Below are 17,377 nucleotides of genomic sequence, written 5' to 3'. Positions count from 1 at the left end.
TTTTACTTGATTTTCAGGATTGGCATGCTTTATGCCTAATCCGAGGCACAACCTATCCATTGTCATACCCGGATGAAGGGTAACCCAGGAGTTATTGATGAACCGGTTTATCATCGCCGATCCCAAGAAATGTATCGGCTGCCGTACCTGTGAAATTGCCTGCGTGATGGCACACAGCGAAAGCCAGGATATTTCAGCGCTCAACGCCGCCAGCTTCGCCCCACGCCTGCATGTGATCAAAGGCGTTAACGTCAGCACCGCCGTGCTGTGCCGCCAGTGTGAGGACGCTCCCTGTTCCAACGTCTGCCCCAATGGCGCTATCAGTCGCACCAATGGCATGGTGCTGGTGATGCAGGAACGCTGCATCGGCTGCAAAACCTGCGTAGTGGCCTGCCCCTACGGCGCGATGGAAGTGATCACCCGCCCGGTTGTCCGCCAGAACGGCGCCATGATGAGCGCCACTACCGAGAAAGCCGAAGCCCATAAATGCGACCTGTGTATCGGCCGTGATAGCGGACCGGCCTGCATGGAAACCTGCCCAACCAATGCGCTGCACTGTGTGGATCGCAACATGCTGCAGGAAATGAACGCCGAGAAACGTCGTCGCGCCGCACTCGACACCCTGTCGTCACTGTTTTAGGAACTGAACCGATGAAAAAAATCACAACCGTCTGCCCTTACTGCGGTGCAGGCTGCAAAATGAAACTGGTGGTCGACAACGGTAAAATCATCCGTGCCGAAGCGGCTGACGGCGTGACCAATCAGGGCGAGCTGTGCCTGAAAGGCTATTACGGCTGGGACTTTCTAAACGATACCAAGCTGCTGACCCCGCGCCTGAGCCAACCGCTGATCCGCCGCGAAAAAGGCGGCAAGTTTGAGGCCGTCAGTTGGGATGAGGCGATCCGCTACACCGCACAGCGACTGCAACAGATCAAAGATAAGCACGGTGCCAGCGCCATCATGCACACCGGCTCTTCACGTGGTACCGGTAATGAAACCAACTACGTGATGCAGAAGTTCGCCCGTGCGGTGATCGGCACCAACAACGTCGACTGCTGCGCCCGCGTCTGCCACGGCCCATCGGTAGCAGGTTTGCAGGCCACGCTGGGTAACGGCGCGATGAGCAACTCGATTGGTGATATCGAAAACTCCAAATGCCTGCTGGTCATCGGTTACAACTGCGCCGACTCACACCCTATCGTGGCTCGCCGGGTGCTGAAGGCCAAAGAGAAAGGCGCGCAGATTATCGTGTGCGACCCGCGCCGTATCGAAACCGCGCGCATTGCCGACCAGCATTTGCAGATCAAGAACGGTTGTAACATGGCGCTGGTGAATGCCTTCGCCTATACGCTGATTGAAGAAAACCTGTATGACCGTGATTACGTGGCGAAATACACCGAGGGGTTCGAGGCTTACCGTCAGCAGTTGGCGGACTATGCGCCGGAAGCGGTAGAACAACTGACCGGCGTCAGCGCCCAGCAAATTCGCCAGGCGATGCGCACCTACGCCAGCGCCCCTTCTGCCACCATTATGTGGGGCATGGGGGTCACCCAGTTTGGCCAGGCGGTCGACGTGGTCAAAGGGCTCGCCAGCCTGGCGTTGCTGACCGGTAATCTGGGCCGGGCCAACGTGGGCGTCGGGCCGGTGCGTGGGCAAAACAACGTTCAGGGCGCCTGCGACATGGGCGTGCTGCCGAATGAGTTCCCCGGCTATCAGGCCGTCACCGACGCTGCGGTACGCGCCAAGTTCGCCACCGCCTGGGGAATTGATGCTGCCAAAATGGATCCGAACGTGGGCTATCGCATCACCGAAATTCCGCATTTGGTTCATGAGGGCAAAGTGAAAGCCTACTACATCATGGGCGAAGATCCGTTGCAGACCGAGGCCGACCTGAGCCTGGTGCGCGGCGCGTTCGAGGCGCTGGAGTTTGTGGTGGTGCAAGACATCTTTATGACCAAAACCGCCGAACAGGCCGACGTGATCCTGCCGGCCACCTCCTGGGGTGAGCATGGCGGCGTGTTCTCCTGTGCCGACCGTGGGTTCCAGCGTTTCGAGAAAGCCATTGAACCTCAGTACAACGTCAAACGCGACTGGGACATCATCAGTTTGCTGGCCACCGAGATGGGTTATCCGATGCATTACGACGATAACCAGCAAATCTGGGACGAAATGCGCGAGCTCTGCCCGCTGTTTTATGGCGCGACCTACGAAAAAATGGGCGAGCTGGGCCACGTGCAATGGCCTTGTACCACGCTGGAAAGCCAGGGAACCCCTTACCTGTATCAGGGTAACCAGTTCACCACGCCGACCGGCAAAGGTCAGTTGTTCGCCACGACCTGGCGTGCCCCGGCGGAAGTGCCGGATGCCGGTTATCCGCTGGTGCTGTGTACCGTGCGTGAAGTCGGCCACTATTCCTGCCGTTCGATGACCGGTAACTGCGCCGCCCTGCAAACCCTCGCGGATGAGCCCGGCTTCGTGCAGATCAATCCGCAGGATGCCGAAGCATTGGGTATTGCCGACCAGCAACTGGTGTGGGTCAGCTCGCGCCGCGGCAAGGTGATCAGCCGCGCCAACTATAACGAGCGCATTAACCTGGGCGCAGTGTATATGACCTACCAGTGGTGGATCGGTGCCTGTAATGAGCTGACTCAGGAGAATTTGGATCCGATCTCCAAAACGCCGGAAACCAAATACTGCGCGGTAAAACTGGAGGCCATTGCCGATCAGAACTGGGCGGAAAACTATGCGCAACAGAGCTATAGCGATATGAAAGCCCGCCTGCGGCGCGCGGCTGAAGATGTGATGTAAAGTTACACAGTCACTTTGTAGGGGGCGAATAAATTCGCCCCGATTAACGCGGGCGCAGTATGCAGCGCCCCTACACCGAGAGTAATAAAAAAGTGTCCCATTCAGGATTACTGCTACGCATCAGTGGCAAAGTACAGGGCGTCGGCTTCCGGCCTTTTGTCTGGCAACTGGCCGAACAACTCAACCTGCATGGCGAAGTCTGGAACGACAGCGCCGGGGTGGAAATTCGCTTGGTACAACCTGTTGATCTGGAAGTATTCCTGCATGTGTTGTACCAGCAGGCCCCGCCTCTGGCGCATATCGAACGTATCCAGCAACGTTCGTTTACCTGGCTGCAAGCCCCCAAGGATTTCAGTATCCGCCCCAGTCAGCATGGCGCCAAGGCGACCCAGATCGTGCCGGATGCGGCGACCTGCCCCCAATGCCTGCAGGAAATGAACGATCCGCAGGATCGGCGCTACCGTTATCCTTTTATCAACTGCACTCATTGCGGCCCCCGTTTTACCCTTATTCGCGCCATGCCTTACGATCGCCCGGCGACCAGCATGGCGCCCTTCACCCTTTGCCCACACTGCGCCTGGGAATACCATACTGCACAGGACCGACGTTTTCATGCCCAGCCGGTGGCCTGTAGCGACTGCGGCCCCCAGTTGTTTAGCTGTCTGGCTCAGGGCCAGGCACAGCATCAGGGCGAAGCAGCGCTACAACAGGCAGTGGCAGCGCTGGCCGCCGGACAAATTGTGGCGATCAAAGGCCTGGGTGGCTTTCACCTGGCTTGCGACGCCACCGACACCCAGGCCGTCGAGCGTTTGCGTCGGCGTAAACGGCGGCCAGGCAAACCGCTGGCGGTGATGTTGCCGGATGCCAGTTGGCTGGTACGCTGCGCCAATGGCATTGACCAGGTGCAGCTGCAGGCGTTATTAACTTCGCCCGCCGCGCCGGTGGTGCTGGTCCCTCAATCCGCTTACTCACCGTTGTCTGCCGCCGTTGCGCCGCAGCTCGATGAAGTGGGCCTGATGTTGCCCGCCAACCCGATTCAACATTTGCTGATGCAGGCCATACAACGACCTCTGGTGATGACCTCAGGCAATGCCAGTGGCCGTGCTCCGGCGTTAACCAATGACCAGGCCTTGGCCGACCTGGACGGCATTGCCGATCTGTGGTTGATGCACGATCGCGAGATCCTGCAACGCGTTGACGACTCGCTGGTGCGTTTGCTAACCGAAGGCCATGAAATGATCCGCCGGGCGCGTGGATTCGTTCCCGATGCCCTACCGCTGCCGCCCGGCTTCCCCACTCAGCAGGCCCTGTTGGCGGTGGGTGGCGATCGCAAAAATACCTTTTGCCTGGTTCTGGGCGATCAGGCTCTGCTCAGCACGCATTTTGGCGATTTGGAGCAAGAGGATATTCAGCAACAGTGGCAACAAGCCATTCAGCACTTCACCGGCCTGTACCATTGTCAACCACAGCGGCTGGCCAGCGATGCCCATCCCCATTACATCAGCCATCAATGGGCTGCCCGGCAGTCACTGCCGGTAACCCCGGTCTTGCATCATCATGCACATCTGGCCGCTTGTCTCGCCGAGCACCGCTGGCCACTGGAAGGTGGGCCGGTGATTGGTCTGGCACTCGATGGCCTCGGGTACGGCCAGGGCGGTGCCCTGTGGGGCGGCGAATGCCTGCTGGTTGATTACCGCCGTTGCCGTCATCTGGGGGGATTACCCGCAGTGGCACTGCCCGGCGGCGATCTGGCCGCGCAGCAACCCTGGCGTAACCAGTTGGCGCATTTCGCGCGCTTCGTACCGGACTGGCAAAGTTACCCTCAGGCCGAACGGCTGCAGGCGTTGCCCTGGCAACCGCTGCTGAAAGCGATAAACGCGGGCATTAATGCCCCGCTGGCCTCCTCCTGCGGCCGCTTGTTTGACGCCGCCGCTGCCACCCTGGGCTGTGCCCCGGCACAACAGAGTTGGGAGGGAGAAGCGGCCAGCCGGTTTGAAGCCCTGGCTCACCAGAGCGGACCTTGCCCTCACCCGGTGACATTGTCACTGAAAGGCGATCAATTTGATCTTGCTGCATTCTGGCAACAGTGGCTGGGCTGGCAAGCCCCCGCCCCTCAACAGGCCTGGGCATTCCATGATGCGCTGGCGCAAGGCTTTGCCAACCTGGCCAAATTTTTTGCCGCTCAGCATGGCATCCAACATGTGGCGTTAAGCGGCGGCGTGCTGCACAACCGCTTATTACGTGAACGGCTACAGCACCATCTGGCGCCGTTGCAGGTGCTGTTGCCACAACAACTGCCGGCGGGCGACGGTGGGCTGGCGTTGGGTCAGGCGCTGGTCGCCTGTGCCCAGCATTCCCCGATTTCCTCTGTAAACCCTGACAGGATGTAACATGTTAAACCGCGAGTTTTTCCACACCCATACCCGCGCCTTTTGGCTATTACTGGCGTTGGTAGCGCTGAATCTGTTGGCCTGGGGAACGGCATTTGCCGCGTTCCATCAATATCCGACGTTGATTGCCGCCGCTTTGCTGGCTTATGGTTATGGGCTGCGCCATGCGGTGGATGCTGACCATATTGCCGCTATCGATAACGTCACCCGCAAGCTGATGCAGCAAGGCCAGCGCCCGGTGTCCGTCGGCGCGTTCTTCTCTTTAGGCCACTCCAGCATCGTGATCCTGGCCTGCATTGCGATTGCCGCCACCTCTCTGGCATTTGGCGATCGCATTGGCTGGCTGCATCAGTACGGCGCGACTCTGGGTACGTTGATTTCCTCGCTGTTCCTGCTGGCCATGGCACTGTTGAACTGGCTGATTTTCCTCGATGTTTATCGCATTTTTCGTCAGGTGAAACGCGGGGAGAAACTGGTGGAGCAAGATGTTGCCCTGCTGGTGAACGGCACCGGCGGCGTGATGACACGGCTGTATCGCTTTGCTTTTAATCTGGTGAATAAAAGCTGGCATATGTATCTGGTCGGTTTTTTGTTTGGCCTGGGTTTTGATACCGCTACCGAAGTCGGCCTGTTGGGCATCTCCGCAGCGGGTGCCACCTCGGGTCTGTCGGTCTGGTCGATTATGGTGTTCCCATTGCTGTTCGCCAGCGGCATGGCGCTGATTGACTCGCTGGATAACTTTGTGATGGTCGGTGCTTATGGTTGGGCCTTCAATAAGCCGATCCGCAAGCTGTATTACAACATGACCATTACCGCCACCAGCGTGGCGATTGCTTTGGTGATCGGCGGCCTGGAAGGTCTGGGGTTGTTAGCCGACAAGCTGGGGTTACAGGGTGGCCTGTGGCGCGGTGTTGAAGCCCTCAATGACAACATGGGCAGTGTAGGTTACGCCGCCATCGCGCTATTTGTGGTGCTTTGGGCAATGTCCGCGCTGAATTACCGCCGCAAAAATTATGACTCGCTGACCCTCTAGCCCCCCTGACGGCAGCCCAGCAGGCTGCCGCCCCCTTAAGAGAATATGGGTTCGGCGTGCGTCACGGAAGCGGCTCGAAGTGTACGTAAACCAATAAGTACCACCACCACCATGACAAGCCCCGCAATAATAGGGATACCGAAGCCTGCGCGCGCGCCGTAGGCATCAACAACCAGGCCCGCCAGTGCAGCACCCAGCGCCACGCCGATACTGATGCCGGTCGTCATCCACGTCAGTCCTTCGGTGATCCTGGACGGTGGCACCAGGATAGTGCCGAGATTCATGACGATCACCATGGTAGGCGCAAAGGACATACCGGCCACAAAGATCGTTCCCATCATGATATAGACGTCCGCAGAAATAATCGGCAGTACGGCCGTGGCTGCGGTTAGCAGTATGCCGATAAGGAATTGACGCTCGATGGGTAAAGTTAACCGGACGGCGCCGAAGGCCAGTCCCGCCACCATCGAGCCGAGCGCGTAAGCAGCCAGAATCAAACTGGCGGCCGTTGGCCAGCCCTGTACATTAGCGAAGGCCACCACAGCCACATCAATTGAACCGCCTATCACCCCCATCGCCAAAAGTGCCAGGACAATGGTACTCATACCGGGGATACGCAAGGTTGAACCCGTATGCTCACCCGTATTTTTGACCACCTTAGGTTCCGTCTGTCGTTGCAGAAGAAAAATGGTTACGCCAATCATCAGTAGCAGAACAGCCACCAGCGGACCTGCTGCGGCGAAAAGACTGGTGCTGAGGCCAATCGATAAAGGCGGACCGATAACGAAGGTCAGTTCTGCCAGCACGGTATCCAGGGAGAACGCGGTGTGGAGTTGGGGTTTACCTCGGAAAAGCAGTGTCCATCGCGCTCTTATCATCGCAGGCATGCTCGGCATCGTGCCTGCCAGTGCGGCAAAAATAAAAAGCATCGGAATTGGGGCTTGCCGATGTGCTGCTGTCATTAACGCCAGCAGCATGGCAATACTGAAAGCGGTAACCCAGGGAAGCACCCGCCGCTGTCCTTGCCGATCAACCAGTTTGGAAATCTGCGGGCCAATCAGTGCGTTTGTCAGCGTAAATATGCCGGCCACCGCTCCAGCCAACCAATAAAGGCCGCTCTGTTGTACCAGCATGGTAATAATACCGATGCCGATCATCGCCTGTGGCAGACGAGCGATAGAACTCGCGAACACTAACCCCTTTACGCCCGGGGTTGTCAGCAGTTCGCGATACGGGTTGGCCATACTTTTTCTCCAGACTGTCGTTTCAGTCGGACCATATTGGTTGAAAAAAAAGGGAAGTAAAGGCCGTAATGCTGGTCAGAGAAGCGCTAATGTCCCTTCTGTCGGGGGACACTCACCTGAGGAATGTCATACATGCTGATTAACGAATGGTGTAAGTCCCCTTACCTGCGGATTTCGCCTGGTACATGGCATCATCCGCTCTGGTCAGCAGGGCTTCTGCCGTCATGTTGCTGCCTGAGGATATGGCTGCGCCGATACTGGCGGAGAGCGTCACTTTTTGATTACCAACCTGTTGCGTCGCCGCCAGCCTGGCCAACACGCACTCGCAAAATGCGCATACCTGCAGCTGCGGTTGCGTCAAAGGCCAGAGGATCACCGTAAATTCATCCCCGGCAAGGCGAGAAACATTGTGATGAGGGCCGGCACAGTCGCTGAGCAACTCGGCAAAGGTTTTCAGAATAAGGTCACCGAAATCATGCCCAAAGCTGTCATTCAGCGTTTTGAATCCATCAAGATCGATAAACAACAGTGCCATTTGCTGCTGCGGGCAACAAGCCTGCAGGGTGGCACCCAACCGCAGTAAGAAAGCCCGTCGATTGGTTAACCCCGTCAGCATGTCATGAGAGACGTCATACTCTAACCGCTGCTGCAAACGCTTAAGCTCGGTGATATCCATGGAAAGAATATAGGAACCCTGGGTTTCACTGGGTACCAGAGTGTTGTGAATGATCAATGGCCCCTGGCGCGTTTGGAGTTCATTCTCAAAACTGACGGTTTCCCCCTGTAACGCCCTTTCGATCATGGGTTTGGCCGCGGCATAAGCCTCCTCCCCCATAAACGCCTGCACCGTCATCGCCTTGAGACGCCCTTCATCCAGGTCAAACCAGGCTTTATAGGCGCTGTTGGCAAAAAGATAGCGTTCATCGGCATCGATCTGACTGATCAATGCCGGCATATTGTCGGTAATCGCCCGCAGGCGTTCTTTTTCGCTACTGAGTTGCTGCTCGGTAAGGACGCGGCTGGCAATTTCCTGGTTGAGCTTATTGACGGCAAAATTCAACTCACGGGTACGAGTCACTACCCTGTCTTCGAGCTCATGTTGCAGAGTGTAGAGGTCGGCCTCTGCCGCTTTGCGCTCGCTGATATCGACAATAACCGAGATAAAATGATGGGGCTCGCCATTAGGCATACGATTGAGCGCCACCGTCAGTTGAACCCAAATTGTTGAACCATCAGCGCGGATATAGCGCTTTTCCATCGAATAGGTATCTATTTCATTGGCCAATAACTGGTGCAGCAGTCCGAGGTCGTTGTGCAGGTCTTCGCGATAGGTGATGTCCTGGAAGGTACGATCCAGCAGTTCGCGCTCAGAATACCCCAGCATTTCACAGATCCGCGGGTTCACCCGTAACCAATATCCTTCCAGCGAGACCAGGGCCATACCCACTGCCGCCTGAGAAAAGGTCTGTTCAAACAGGGCTTCGGTACGTTGCAGATTGGATTTGAGACTTTCCGTGTAAATATCACGCTCAACACTGTGCAGGTGCTCTTCGATGACAGCGGCAAAGTCGCGTAAATCATGCACCATCTCGGGTGAAAAGCTCTGAGGATGACTGTCGATAATGCACAGGGTGCCCAGCGGCAGACCGTCCAGTGACAGTAAGGGTTGACCGGCATAGAAACCGATCTTGGGTCCGCCGGTCACCAAAGGGTTGTCAAAGAAACGCGGATCAACCGCGGTATCCGGCACCACTAACGCGTCACGTTGCAAAATGGCGTGGCCACAAAATGAAATATTGCGTGGCGTTTCCCGTGCCTCTAAACCCGAGCGAGAAAGGAACCATTGGCGTTCACGATCGATCAATGAAATCAGGGCAATACTGACGCCAAAATATTTGGCGGCCAGGCGCGTGACCCGGTCTAATTTCTCTACCGAATTCGTGTCCAGTACGTTCAGTGAATGCAGAACCGACAGCCGTTCGGTTTCATTTTCTGGAAAACAGGGTTCGTACATAGGTTGCTCCGGCTTATCCTTTCTGGGCGATGCTGATTCACAACCTGCATGGCTAGCCGTTACCCTTCATGGCTTAACACCGCACCGTAAATGACTTATTTCATTCAGCTTAGACGGTTCTGCTGGTTTTACTGGCCCTTGGGAGGAATTAATCATGCCGACTAAACGTCAATAAAACCCTCGATATTTAAGTTTAACGACCATAGACCCTGTTTTCCCTCTGGGTATGCCAGCCTTAAGTCGGTTAATTTCTAAGCAATGATTTATTTATAATAAGTCGTTGCTTAAAAAACACCTAGGCGTCAACCCGGCGACAATCAGAAAATTGTCAGCAAAATAAATGCATTGGGCCAGTAGCCCTACTTTTATTGCGGTAGCTTTACGTGCCTTGTCAACTTCCCTGTCACGGCCATACGGCGGCATTATTGGCCAATAAACCAGCAATTTATTGTTTTTAATAGAAAAAACATTAAATTTCATGCGGCTAAATAACTATTGAGCCGGGGGGTAAAAAGCCATATATTGGGCGCGTTTTTTCACGGTAGTTACTTATTCAATTTAATAATTCAACTAGGGTGGTATCGATACCCCCAGTTGTAGGAGAGATATGATGACGGATAAAGTCCGTATTGATAATTTCGGTGTGAGTTTAGAAAATGTAAACAACGAAACATATTTGGCGAGACAAGCCGAATTTGAATCGAATGTCAGGAGTTACCCCCGTAAATTGCCGTTGGCAATTGCGAAAGCCCAAGGCGTGTGGATCACCGATGTTGAGAATAATCAATATCTTGATTGCCTGGCTGGTGCGGGTACGCTGGCTCTGGGTCATAACCACCCTGACGTCCTTCAAAGCATCCAAAATGTCATTACCAGCGGCTTGCCGTTACATACTCTCGATCTTACAACCCCGTTGAAAGATCAGTTCTCAGCTTATTTGCTCTCTTTATTGCCGCAACAGGGCCAGGAATATTGCCTGCAGTTCTGTGGCCCATCGGGCGCGGATGCGGTCGAAGCCGCTCTGAAGCTGGCGAAAAAATACACCGGTCGTTCTGGTGTGATCAGCTTCTCCGGCGGCTACCATGGCATGACCCATGGCGCGCTGGCGGTCACAGGCAACCTGTCACCGAAAGAAGCGATTAACGGCATGATGCCGGAAGTCCAGTTTATGCCTTACCCGCACGAGTACCGCTGCCCGCTGGGTATCGGCGGCGAAGCCGGCGTTAAGGCACTGACCTACTATTTTGAAAACCTGATTAACGACGTCGAAAGCGGCGTGCGTAAACCTGCGGCCGTCATTCTGGAAGCAGTTCAGGGTGAAGGCGGTGTCAACCCGGCCCCGGTCGAATGGTTGCAGCGCATCCGCAAAGTGACTCAGGAACACGGCATTCTGCTGATTATCGACGAGGTTCAGGCCGGCTTTGCCCGTACGGGTAAACTGTTCGCCTTCGAACACGCCGGTATTGAGCCGGACATCATCGTGATGTCCAAAGCGGTTGGCGGCGGTTTGCCGTTGGCGGTGTTGGGCATCAAGCGAGAATTTGACGCCTGGGAGCCTGGTCACCATACCGGCACCTTCCGTGGTAACCAGCTGGCGATGGCCACCGGCCTGACCACCCTGCAGTACCTTAAAGATAACAACGTGGCCGATAAGGTCGCCGCACAAGGCGAATGGCTGAAAGCCAAGCTGGCTGAGCTGCAAAAACGTTATCCGGCTATAGGTCACGTGCGCGGTCTGGGCTTAATGATTGGCATGGAAATCGTTAAACCTGACGAAGCGCAGGATCATATGGGTTGCTACCCGGCGGATCCTCAGTTGTCTGCCCTGCTGCAGAAAAAATGCTTCGAAGCCGGGTTGATCCTGGAGCGTGGCGGCCGTAACGGTAACGTACTGCGTCTGCTGCCTTCCTTACTGATCACCAACGATGAACTGGGCATTTTCCTGGATAAATTTGAACAGGCCCTGTTAGCCGCCGGCGTCAAGCCTGTAGGCATGGAGTGAATTTAATGTCCCGGTCAAACCCGATTCTGGCCGCCTCGGCGCAAAGCACCGAAGCCTACCAGCAAGCGATCGAGCAAAGTAGCCAGGCGGTAGTGCAGTGGCTGCAACAACCCGAGATGTATCAGGGAAAAACCGTTGCCGAACTGCGTGAACGCATTACGCTTGATTTTAATCCGCAGGGCCTGGGCAACCAGGCGGCCATCGAACGCGCGATTGAATACTTTTTAAAAGACAGCCTGTCGGTGCATCACCCACAGTGTGTCGCGCATTTGCATTGCCCAAGTCTGGTGATCAGTCAGGCGGCGGAAGTGTTGATCAACGCCACCAACCAAAGCATGGACTCCTGGGATCAAAGCCCGTCCGCCACCATCATCGAGATGAAGCTGATCGAGTGGTTGCGTACCCAGGTTGGCTATCAGCCTGGCGATGCGGGCGTATTCACCAGCGGTGGTACCCAGAGTAATCTGATGGGTCTGATGCTGGCACGCGATGCCTTCTTCGCCAATCAGGGCCACTCTGTGCAACAGGATGGACTGGTCGGTAACCTGCGCAAGATTAAAGTGTTATGTTCTGAAAATGCCCATTTCTCGGTGCAGAAGAACATGGCGTTGCTCGGCCTGGGTTACCAATCCGTTACGTTGGTGAAAACCGATCAATTCGCACGGATGGATGTGAACGACCTGGCCGAAAAACTGGCGCAAGCCCAGGCCAATGGCGAGCAGATCCTGGCGATTGTTGCCACCGCAGGCACCACCGATGCCGGAGCTATCGACCCGCTGCGTGCGATTGCGCAGTTGGCGGCAGAACACCAGATCTGGCTGCACGTTGATGCGGCCTGGGGCGGCGCGTTGCTGCTTTCCGAGAAGTACCGTGACTACCTGGACGGCATTGAACTGGTGGATTCCATTACCCTGGACTTCCACAAGCAATTCTTCCAGACCATCAGTTGCGGCGCTTTCTTGTTGAAAGAGGCCCGTCACTATGAGCTGATGCGTTATCAGGCGGCTTACCTGAACTCCGAGTTCGACGAAGCTCAGGGGGTGCCTAACCTGGTGTCTAAATCCTTGCAGACCACCCGCCGTTTTGATGCGTTAAAACTGTGGATGGGGCTGGAGGCGTTAGGCCAGCAGCAATATGCCGCGATCATCGATCACGGCGTGACGCTGGCGCAACAGGTTGCCCACTATATTGGCGACCAACCGGCGCTGGAGTTGGTGATGCATCCACAGTTGGCCAGCGTGCTGTTCCGCTACCGTCCGCAGTCATTAGCCACCAGCAGCGATGCCGCAGTGGCACTGCTGAACCAGCGAATTGGTGATGCATTGCTGGAGTCAGGACGTGCCAACGTCGGGGTGACCGAATTTAATGGCGTAACCTGCCTGAAAATGACGTTGTTAAACCCAACGGTCAGCCTGGACGATATCAAAGTCCTGCTGGCACTGGTGGAAAAAACCGCGCAGCAGTTGCCTGCCGCTTAATCCGCCCTGACCGGCAGCCAAAAGCCGATAACCTTTGCGGGTTATCGGCTTTTTTGCACCAGACGCCCCCTTATTGATAGCTCAGGATGCCAGCAATGACAGACCCCGATCTCAACTTACTGATTGCTCTCGATGCACTCCTTTCTCTGGGCAGCGTCGCTGGCGCGGCCCGTCGTCTTAAATTAAGCGCCTCTGCGATGAGCCGCACGCTTAGCCGCCTGCGAGCGGTCACCGGTGACCCTTTATTGGTACGAGCGGGCCGCAATATGGTGTTGACACCCTACGCCGAAGAGATACGCGAACGCGCGCAAAACGCCGTATTCGAAGCCCGTGCGGTACTTCGACCGGCGGTGTCAGAACTGAGTTTAGCCACCCTGGAACGGACCTTTACCCTGCGCGCCAACGAAGGTTTTGTCGAGGCGTTTGGCGCAGTGCTGATCGCGGCCACCGCGCAGGCAGCCCCTTTTGTACGCCTGTGTTTTGCCCCCAAACCTGAAAAAAGTTCAAAACATTTGCGTGAAGGGCTGGTGGACATCGAGATTGGCGTACTGGGCGAAATGGGGCCTGAGATCCGCTTACAGACGTTATTTCGCGATCGTTTCGTCGCGGTGGTCCGTAAAGGTCATCCGTTTGAACAGCAAAGTGAAATTACCGCCCAGCAGTATGCCGCTTGCGGCCATGTAGTTGCCTCACGCCGTGGGCTATTAACCGGGCCGGTAGACCGGGCGCTGACCGAATTGGGGCTGGAGCGCAGAGTTGCTGCGGTAGTACCGAGCTTTCCCGCCGCGCTGGCGGTGGCTCAGGCCTCTGATTTGGTGGCGTTGGTGCCCGCCTCTTTCCTGATCAATCAACCCGTAGGCAATGGTGACAGTGCCACTCTCTTTGCTTTTGAACTGCCGGTAAAAACCCAGGCTATTACCGTTTCACAGATGTGGCATCCGCGTTTAGAAGCCGATGTGGCACATCGCTGGCTGCGACAGTTAGTATTAAGCGTGGTTAAACAGCGTTTCGCGACGATCAATACCTGATGGGGACGGTGACTCAGACGTTATTAATTCAATAGATAAGACACAGAGGAGAATTTATAGGATTTTTGATTAAGGATAAATCTGGATTAAAGGATGCCCACTATGCAGTACATTAAAAACGATGACGCCCAATCAACCGAAGCACTGCATAGCGGAATAATAATATTAACATGACAAATTAAAGCATTTAACCCTATGTAACTAAAAAAACCAAAAAGGCCCGATTAACGGGCTGGAAAAATCAGCCATATGAATTACAAGGCCAGGTTTGTCTATTCCCTGTTCATAAAAACTAGCAGCCTTTATTTCCCCTGCGCTGCAAAGGGTTTATAAAATAATAATGACTTCGTCATCCACGCATTGATTTAATCCAGACAAGGCTATGGTATGCCCATCTCCTTTGACGGTATTTCTGATTTTCAAGATTGTCTCAAGAGGTGACATTTTTCGGCAACAACATCGTCATAAAACATTGGCGTCTGGTGTTTCTGGCTAACAAATTTGGCAAAAAACCAACATACCCTTAACCTGCTAACGAATCAAATGGTACAATATGCAGATTCCACTGTTTGACTCGCGCTCGGTTCCCTCTCGTGTTTCATGGAACAGCGATACCGCGTTCATTCGGGGTAAACATGAAGAAAAACATAATCTTGGAGTCTGTCAGCCATGCCTGAATCAAATGCCCGCCCGGGTATAAAACTTAAACTATGGTGTTGTTTATTGGGGATAATCCTTACCGCAGTCGGCCTATTCTTTGCCATTGCCGGCGGTAAATTAGTCTCGCTGGGGGGTAGCAGCTACTTCCTGGTTGCCGGTATCGCCACCCTGCTTGCCGCAGTGCAATTCTTCCGTCGCAAATCTTCAGCGGTGGTGCTGTTCCTGCTGGTGTTTATCGGCACGCTGATTTGGTCGGTGTACGATGCCGGTTTCGATTTCTGGCCACTGGTTTCACGCTTAATGGTCCCTACCGGTTTGATGCTACTGACCTTGCTTGGCTGGCCAACGCTGCGTAGATCGGAAGGCAAGGCACCGCTGGCGAAGCTGTCCTACCTGCTCAGCGCGGTGTTGGCGGTGGGCATGGTCGGTACTTTCGTACAGATGTTCCAGCCACACCCTACCGTCGCTTTTAGCGGAAAACCCTTGCCGTTGATCCCGGTGGATAAAGCCAAACAGCAAAAAGACTGGGACAATTACGGTAACACCCCGGGCGGCAGCCGCTTCGTGGCTTTGGACCAAATCACCCGCGACAACGTGAAAGAACTGAAAGTCGCCTGGACTTTCCACACTGGCGATACTCCGTTAAGTCCGGACGGCAACGGCGCCGAAGACCAGCAAACGCCGCTGCAAATCGGTAACCGTATTTTCCTGTGTACGCCGCATAACAACGTGATTGCCGTCGATGCCGACAGCGGGAAAGAGATCTGGAAGCGTGAAGTCAATGCGAAATCCCAGGTGTGGAACCGTTGCCGTGGGCTGGCCTACTTCGACGTCACCAAACCGCTGTCGCAACCGACGGTGCCAGGCTCTACCCCCGCCACGCCGGTCACCCTGGCAGCCGGCGACAGTTGCCAGCGTCGTATTCTGATGAACACCATCGATGCACGCCTGGTAGCAATCAACGCCGATAACGGTGAGTTCTGCCAGAGCTTTGGCAACCAGGGTGTGGTCGATCTGAAGGCCGGTCTGGGTGATGCCTCCGATCCCAAATACCAACTGACCTCTGCACCTACGCTGGCAGGTACCACCATCGTGGTCGGCGGTCGCGTAGCCGATAACGTACAAACCGACATGCCAGGCGGCGTGCTGCGTGGTTTCGACGTGGCCACCGGCAAAATGCGCTGGGCGTTCGACCCGGGTAATCAAGATCCGAACTCGGCATTGAAACCGGGCCAGACCTTTGTGCGCAGTACGCCGAATTCCTGGGCACCGATGTCCTACGATCCGGCCATGAACACCGTGTTCCTGCCGATGGGCAGCTCTTCGGTTGACCTGTGGGGCGCAAACCGCAACGCACTGGATCACAAATACGGCGCGTCTATCCTGGCGCTCGATGCCACCACCGGTAAAGAAAAATGGGTCTATCAGACCGTTCATAACGACCTGTGGGACTTCGACCTGCCAATGCAGCCAAGCCTGATCGACTTCCCGATGAAGGATGGCACCACCAAGCCGGCGCTGGTCATTGGTGCCAAAACCGGGCAGCTCTTCGTGCTGGATCGCCATACCGGTAAACCTTTAACCGAAGTGAAAGAGCTACCGGTAAAAACTCGTACCATCCCTGGCGAGCAATACTCGGCCACTCAGCCGTTTTCTGTCGGCATGCCGCAGATTGGTAATCAAAAGTTAACCGAGTCTGACATGTGGGGCGCAACGCCGTTCGACCAACTGATGTGCCGCATCAGCTTTAAATCGATGCGTTATGACGGATTGTTTACCGCCCCCGACACGGATATCTCGCTCAGCTTCCCGGGCTCGTTGGGTGGCATGAACTGGGGCGGCCTGTCGACCGATCCGAACAACCACTATATCTTCGCCAACGATATGCGCTTGGGCCTGTGGGTACAGATGATCCCGCAGAAAACCGATGCCAATACACCGGCCAGCAATGGCGGAGAGTCGGTCAACACCGGGATGGGTGCCGTGCCGTTGAAAGGGACGCCTTACGGCGTCAACAAAAACCGCTTTATGTCACCGCTGGGCATTCCATGCCAGAAACCACCGTTCGGCACCCTGTCCGCCATCGATCTGAAAACTCAGAAAGTGGTGTGGCAAGTTCCGGCCGGTACGGTGCAGGATACCGGGCCATTCGGCATCAAAATGCGCGCACCTATGCCGGTAGGTATGCCAACGTTGGGCGGCACGCTGGCCACTCAGGGTGGCCTGGTGTTTATTGCCGGTACTCAGGATTACTACCTGCGCGCGTTTGACTCTTCTACCGGCGCAGAAGTGTGGAAAGCACGTCTGCCTGTCGGCAGCGGCGGTACGCCAATGAGCTATGTGTCGCCAACCACCGGCAAACAGTACATTGTGATTTCCGCCGGCGGTGCACGTCAATCGCCAGACCGTGGTGACTACGTCATTGCCTATGCTCTCGATAAATAAATCTGGCCATAGGTTATAATCATCAAGCCCTCATCTGATAAAGATGGGGGCTTTTTAATATCTGCTGCCACCACGGAAGGAAGATATAGCAGCGCCAAACGCTGCGTGACTCAGGCTACCATTTGGGCCAGGGTTTCCTGTTTAGCCAGGCCGTTGAGGCACCTAAAGCGCGCAGCATGTTGTTAATGAGACCTGCCCCACAAATATCCGCTTGACCTTCCCAACGTGGGAAATCTGATCGTCTGAGAAAGGGAACCGCAGCCACCCCGGCTCTG

10 protein-coding genes are annotated in these 17,377 nt (G+C 55.5%); 8 read left to right on the top strand and 2 right to left on the bottom strand.

The window, feature by feature from the left end; all coding sequences use genetic code 11:
- Positions 1 to 97: 97 nt before the first annotated feature.
- The 4 genes from hydN to F8R23_RS03625 are packed head-to-tail and all read left to right on the top strand — an operon-like array spanning position 98 to position 6,231.
- Complete coding sequence (gene hydN, locus F8R23_RS03640) at positions 98 to 640, top strand: electron transport protein HydN (RefSeq protein ID WP_129934660.1); 543 nt, start codon at positions 98 to 100, stop codon at positions 638 to 640.
- A gap of 11 nt (positions 641 to 651) precedes the next feature.
- Positions 652 to 2,808, top strand: coding sequence for a formate dehydrogenase subunit alpha (fdhF, locus tag F8R23_RS03635; RefSeq protein WP_112349820.1), 2,157 nt, complete (start codon positions 652 to 654; stop codon positions 2,806 to 2,808).
- Positions 2,809 to 2,867: 59 nt separating this feature from the next.
- Positions 2,868 to 5,198 carry a carbamoyltransferase HypF gene (gene hypF / locus F8R23_RS03630; RefSeq protein WP_454292440.1) on the top strand — a complete coding sequence of 777 codons (2,331 nt, stop codon included), beginning with the start codon at positions 2,868 to 2,870 and terminating at the stop codon, positions 5,196 to 5,198.
- A 1-nt stretch (position 5,199) separates the two neighbouring features.
- Positions 5,200 to 6,231, top strand: coding sequence for a HoxN/HupN/NixA family nickel/cobalt transporter (locus F8R23_RS03625; protein WP_129938138.1), 1,032 nt, complete (start codon positions 5,200 to 5,202; stop codon positions 6,229 to 6,231).
- Between the two features lie 35 nt (positions 6,232 to 6,266).
- On the opposite strand, the gene F8R23_RS03620 is transcribed toward F8R23_RS03625, so the two are convergent.
- A complete protein-coding gene (locus tag F8R23_RS03620; RefSeq protein WP_129934662.1) occupies positions 6,267 to 7,475 on the bottom strand; it encodes an MFS transporter in 1,209 nt (402 codons plus the stop codon).
- Positions 7,476 to 7,614: 139 nt separating this feature from the next.
- Positions 7,615 to 9,489 carry a diguanylate cyclase domain-containing protein gene (locus tag F8R23_RS03615; RefSeq protein ID WP_151415278.1) on the bottom strand — a complete coding sequence of 625 codons (1,875 nt, stop codon included), beginning with the start codon at positions 9,487 to 9,489 and terminating at the stop codon, positions 7,615 to 7,617.
- A gap of 610 nt (positions 9,490 to 10,099) precedes the next feature.
- On the opposite strand from F8R23_RS03615, the gene F8R23_RS03610 reads away from it, so the two are divergent.
- The 4 genes from F8R23_RS03610 (at position 10,100) to F8R23_RS03595 (ending at position 17,102) form a co-directional block, all read left to right on the top strand.
- Positions 10,100 to 11,491 carry a diaminobutyrate--2-oxoglutarate transaminase gene (locus F8R23_RS03610; RefSeq protein WP_176979583.1) on the top strand — a complete coding sequence of 464 codons (1,392 nt, stop codon included), beginning with the start codon at positions 10,100 to 10,102 and terminating at the stop codon, positions 11,489 to 11,491.
- 5 nt (positions 11,492 to 11,496) lie between these two features.
- Positions 11,497 to 12,969, top strand: coding sequence for a pyridoxal phosphate-dependent decarboxylase family protein (locus tag F8R23_RS03605; RefSeq protein ID WP_129938137.1), 1,473 nt, complete (start codon positions 11,497 to 11,499; stop codon positions 12,967 to 12,969).
- 95 nt (positions 12,970 to 13,064) lie between these two features.
- Positions 13,065 to 13,997 (top strand): LysR family transcriptional regulator, encoded by a 933-nt coding sequence (locus F8R23_RS03600; protein WP_129934665.1) that lies wholly within the window; start codon positions 13,065 to 13,067, stop codon positions 13,995 to 13,997.
- Between the two features lie 669 nt (positions 13,998 to 14,666).
- Complete coding sequence (locus tag F8R23_RS03595; RefSeq protein ID WP_151415277.1) at positions 14,667 to 17,102, top strand: glucose/quinate/shikimate family membrane-bound PQQ-dependent dehydrogenase; 2,436 nt, start codon at positions 14,667 to 14,669, stop codon at positions 17,100 to 17,102.
- Positions 17,103 to 17,377: the final 275 nt, after the last annotated feature.

The sequence above is a fragment of the Serratia proteamaculans genome (assembly GCF_008830365.1).
GTDB classification, from domain to species: domain Bacteria; phylum Pseudomonadota; class Gammaproteobacteria; order Enterobacterales; family Enterobacteriaceae; genus Serratia; species Serratia proteamaculans.
This window is presented reverse-complemented; position numbering and strand designations above follow the sequence as displayed.

Excerpts from the sequence above, each read along its gene's own strand:
- hydN (WP_129934660.1), top strand. The coding sequence starts at position 98 with ATGAACCGGTTTATCATCGCCGATCCCAAGAAATGTATCGGCTGCCGT.
- fdhF (WP_112349820.1), top strand. The coding sequence starts at position 652 with ATGAAAAAAATCACAACCGTCTGCCCTTACTGCGGTGCAGGCTGCAAA.
- hypF (WP_454292440.1), top strand. The coding sequence starts at position 2,868 with ATGCAGCGCCCCTACACCGAGAGTAATAAAAAAGTGTCCCATTCAGGA.
- F8R23_RS03625 (WP_129938138.1), top strand. The coding sequence starts at position 5,200 with ATGTTAAACCGCGAGTTTTTCCACACCCATACCCGCGCCTTTTGGCTA.
- F8R23_RS03620 (WP_129934662.1), bottom strand. The coding sequence starts at position 7,475 with ATGGCCAACCCGTATCGCGAACTGCTGACAACCCCGGGCGTAAAGGGG.
- F8R23_RS03615 (WP_151415278.1), bottom strand. The coding sequence starts at position 9,489 with ATGTACGAACCCTGTTTTCCAGAAAATGAAACCGAACGGCTGTCGGTT.
- F8R23_RS03610 (WP_176979583.1), top strand. The coding sequence starts at position 10,100 with ATGACGGATAAAGTCCGTATTGATAATTTCGGTGTGAGTTTAGAAAAT.
- F8R23_RS03605 (WP_129938137.1), top strand. The coding sequence starts at position 11,497 with ATGTCCCGGTCAAACCCGATTCTGGCCGCCTCGGCGCAAAGCACCGAA.
- F8R23_RS03600 (WP_129934665.1), top strand. The coding sequence starts at position 13,065 with ATGACAGACCCCGATCTCAACTTACTGATTGCTCTCGATGCACTCCTT.
- F8R23_RS03595 (WP_151415277.1), top strand. The coding sequence starts at position 14,667 with ATGCCTGAATCAAATGCCCGCCCGGGTATAAAACTTAAACTATGGTGT.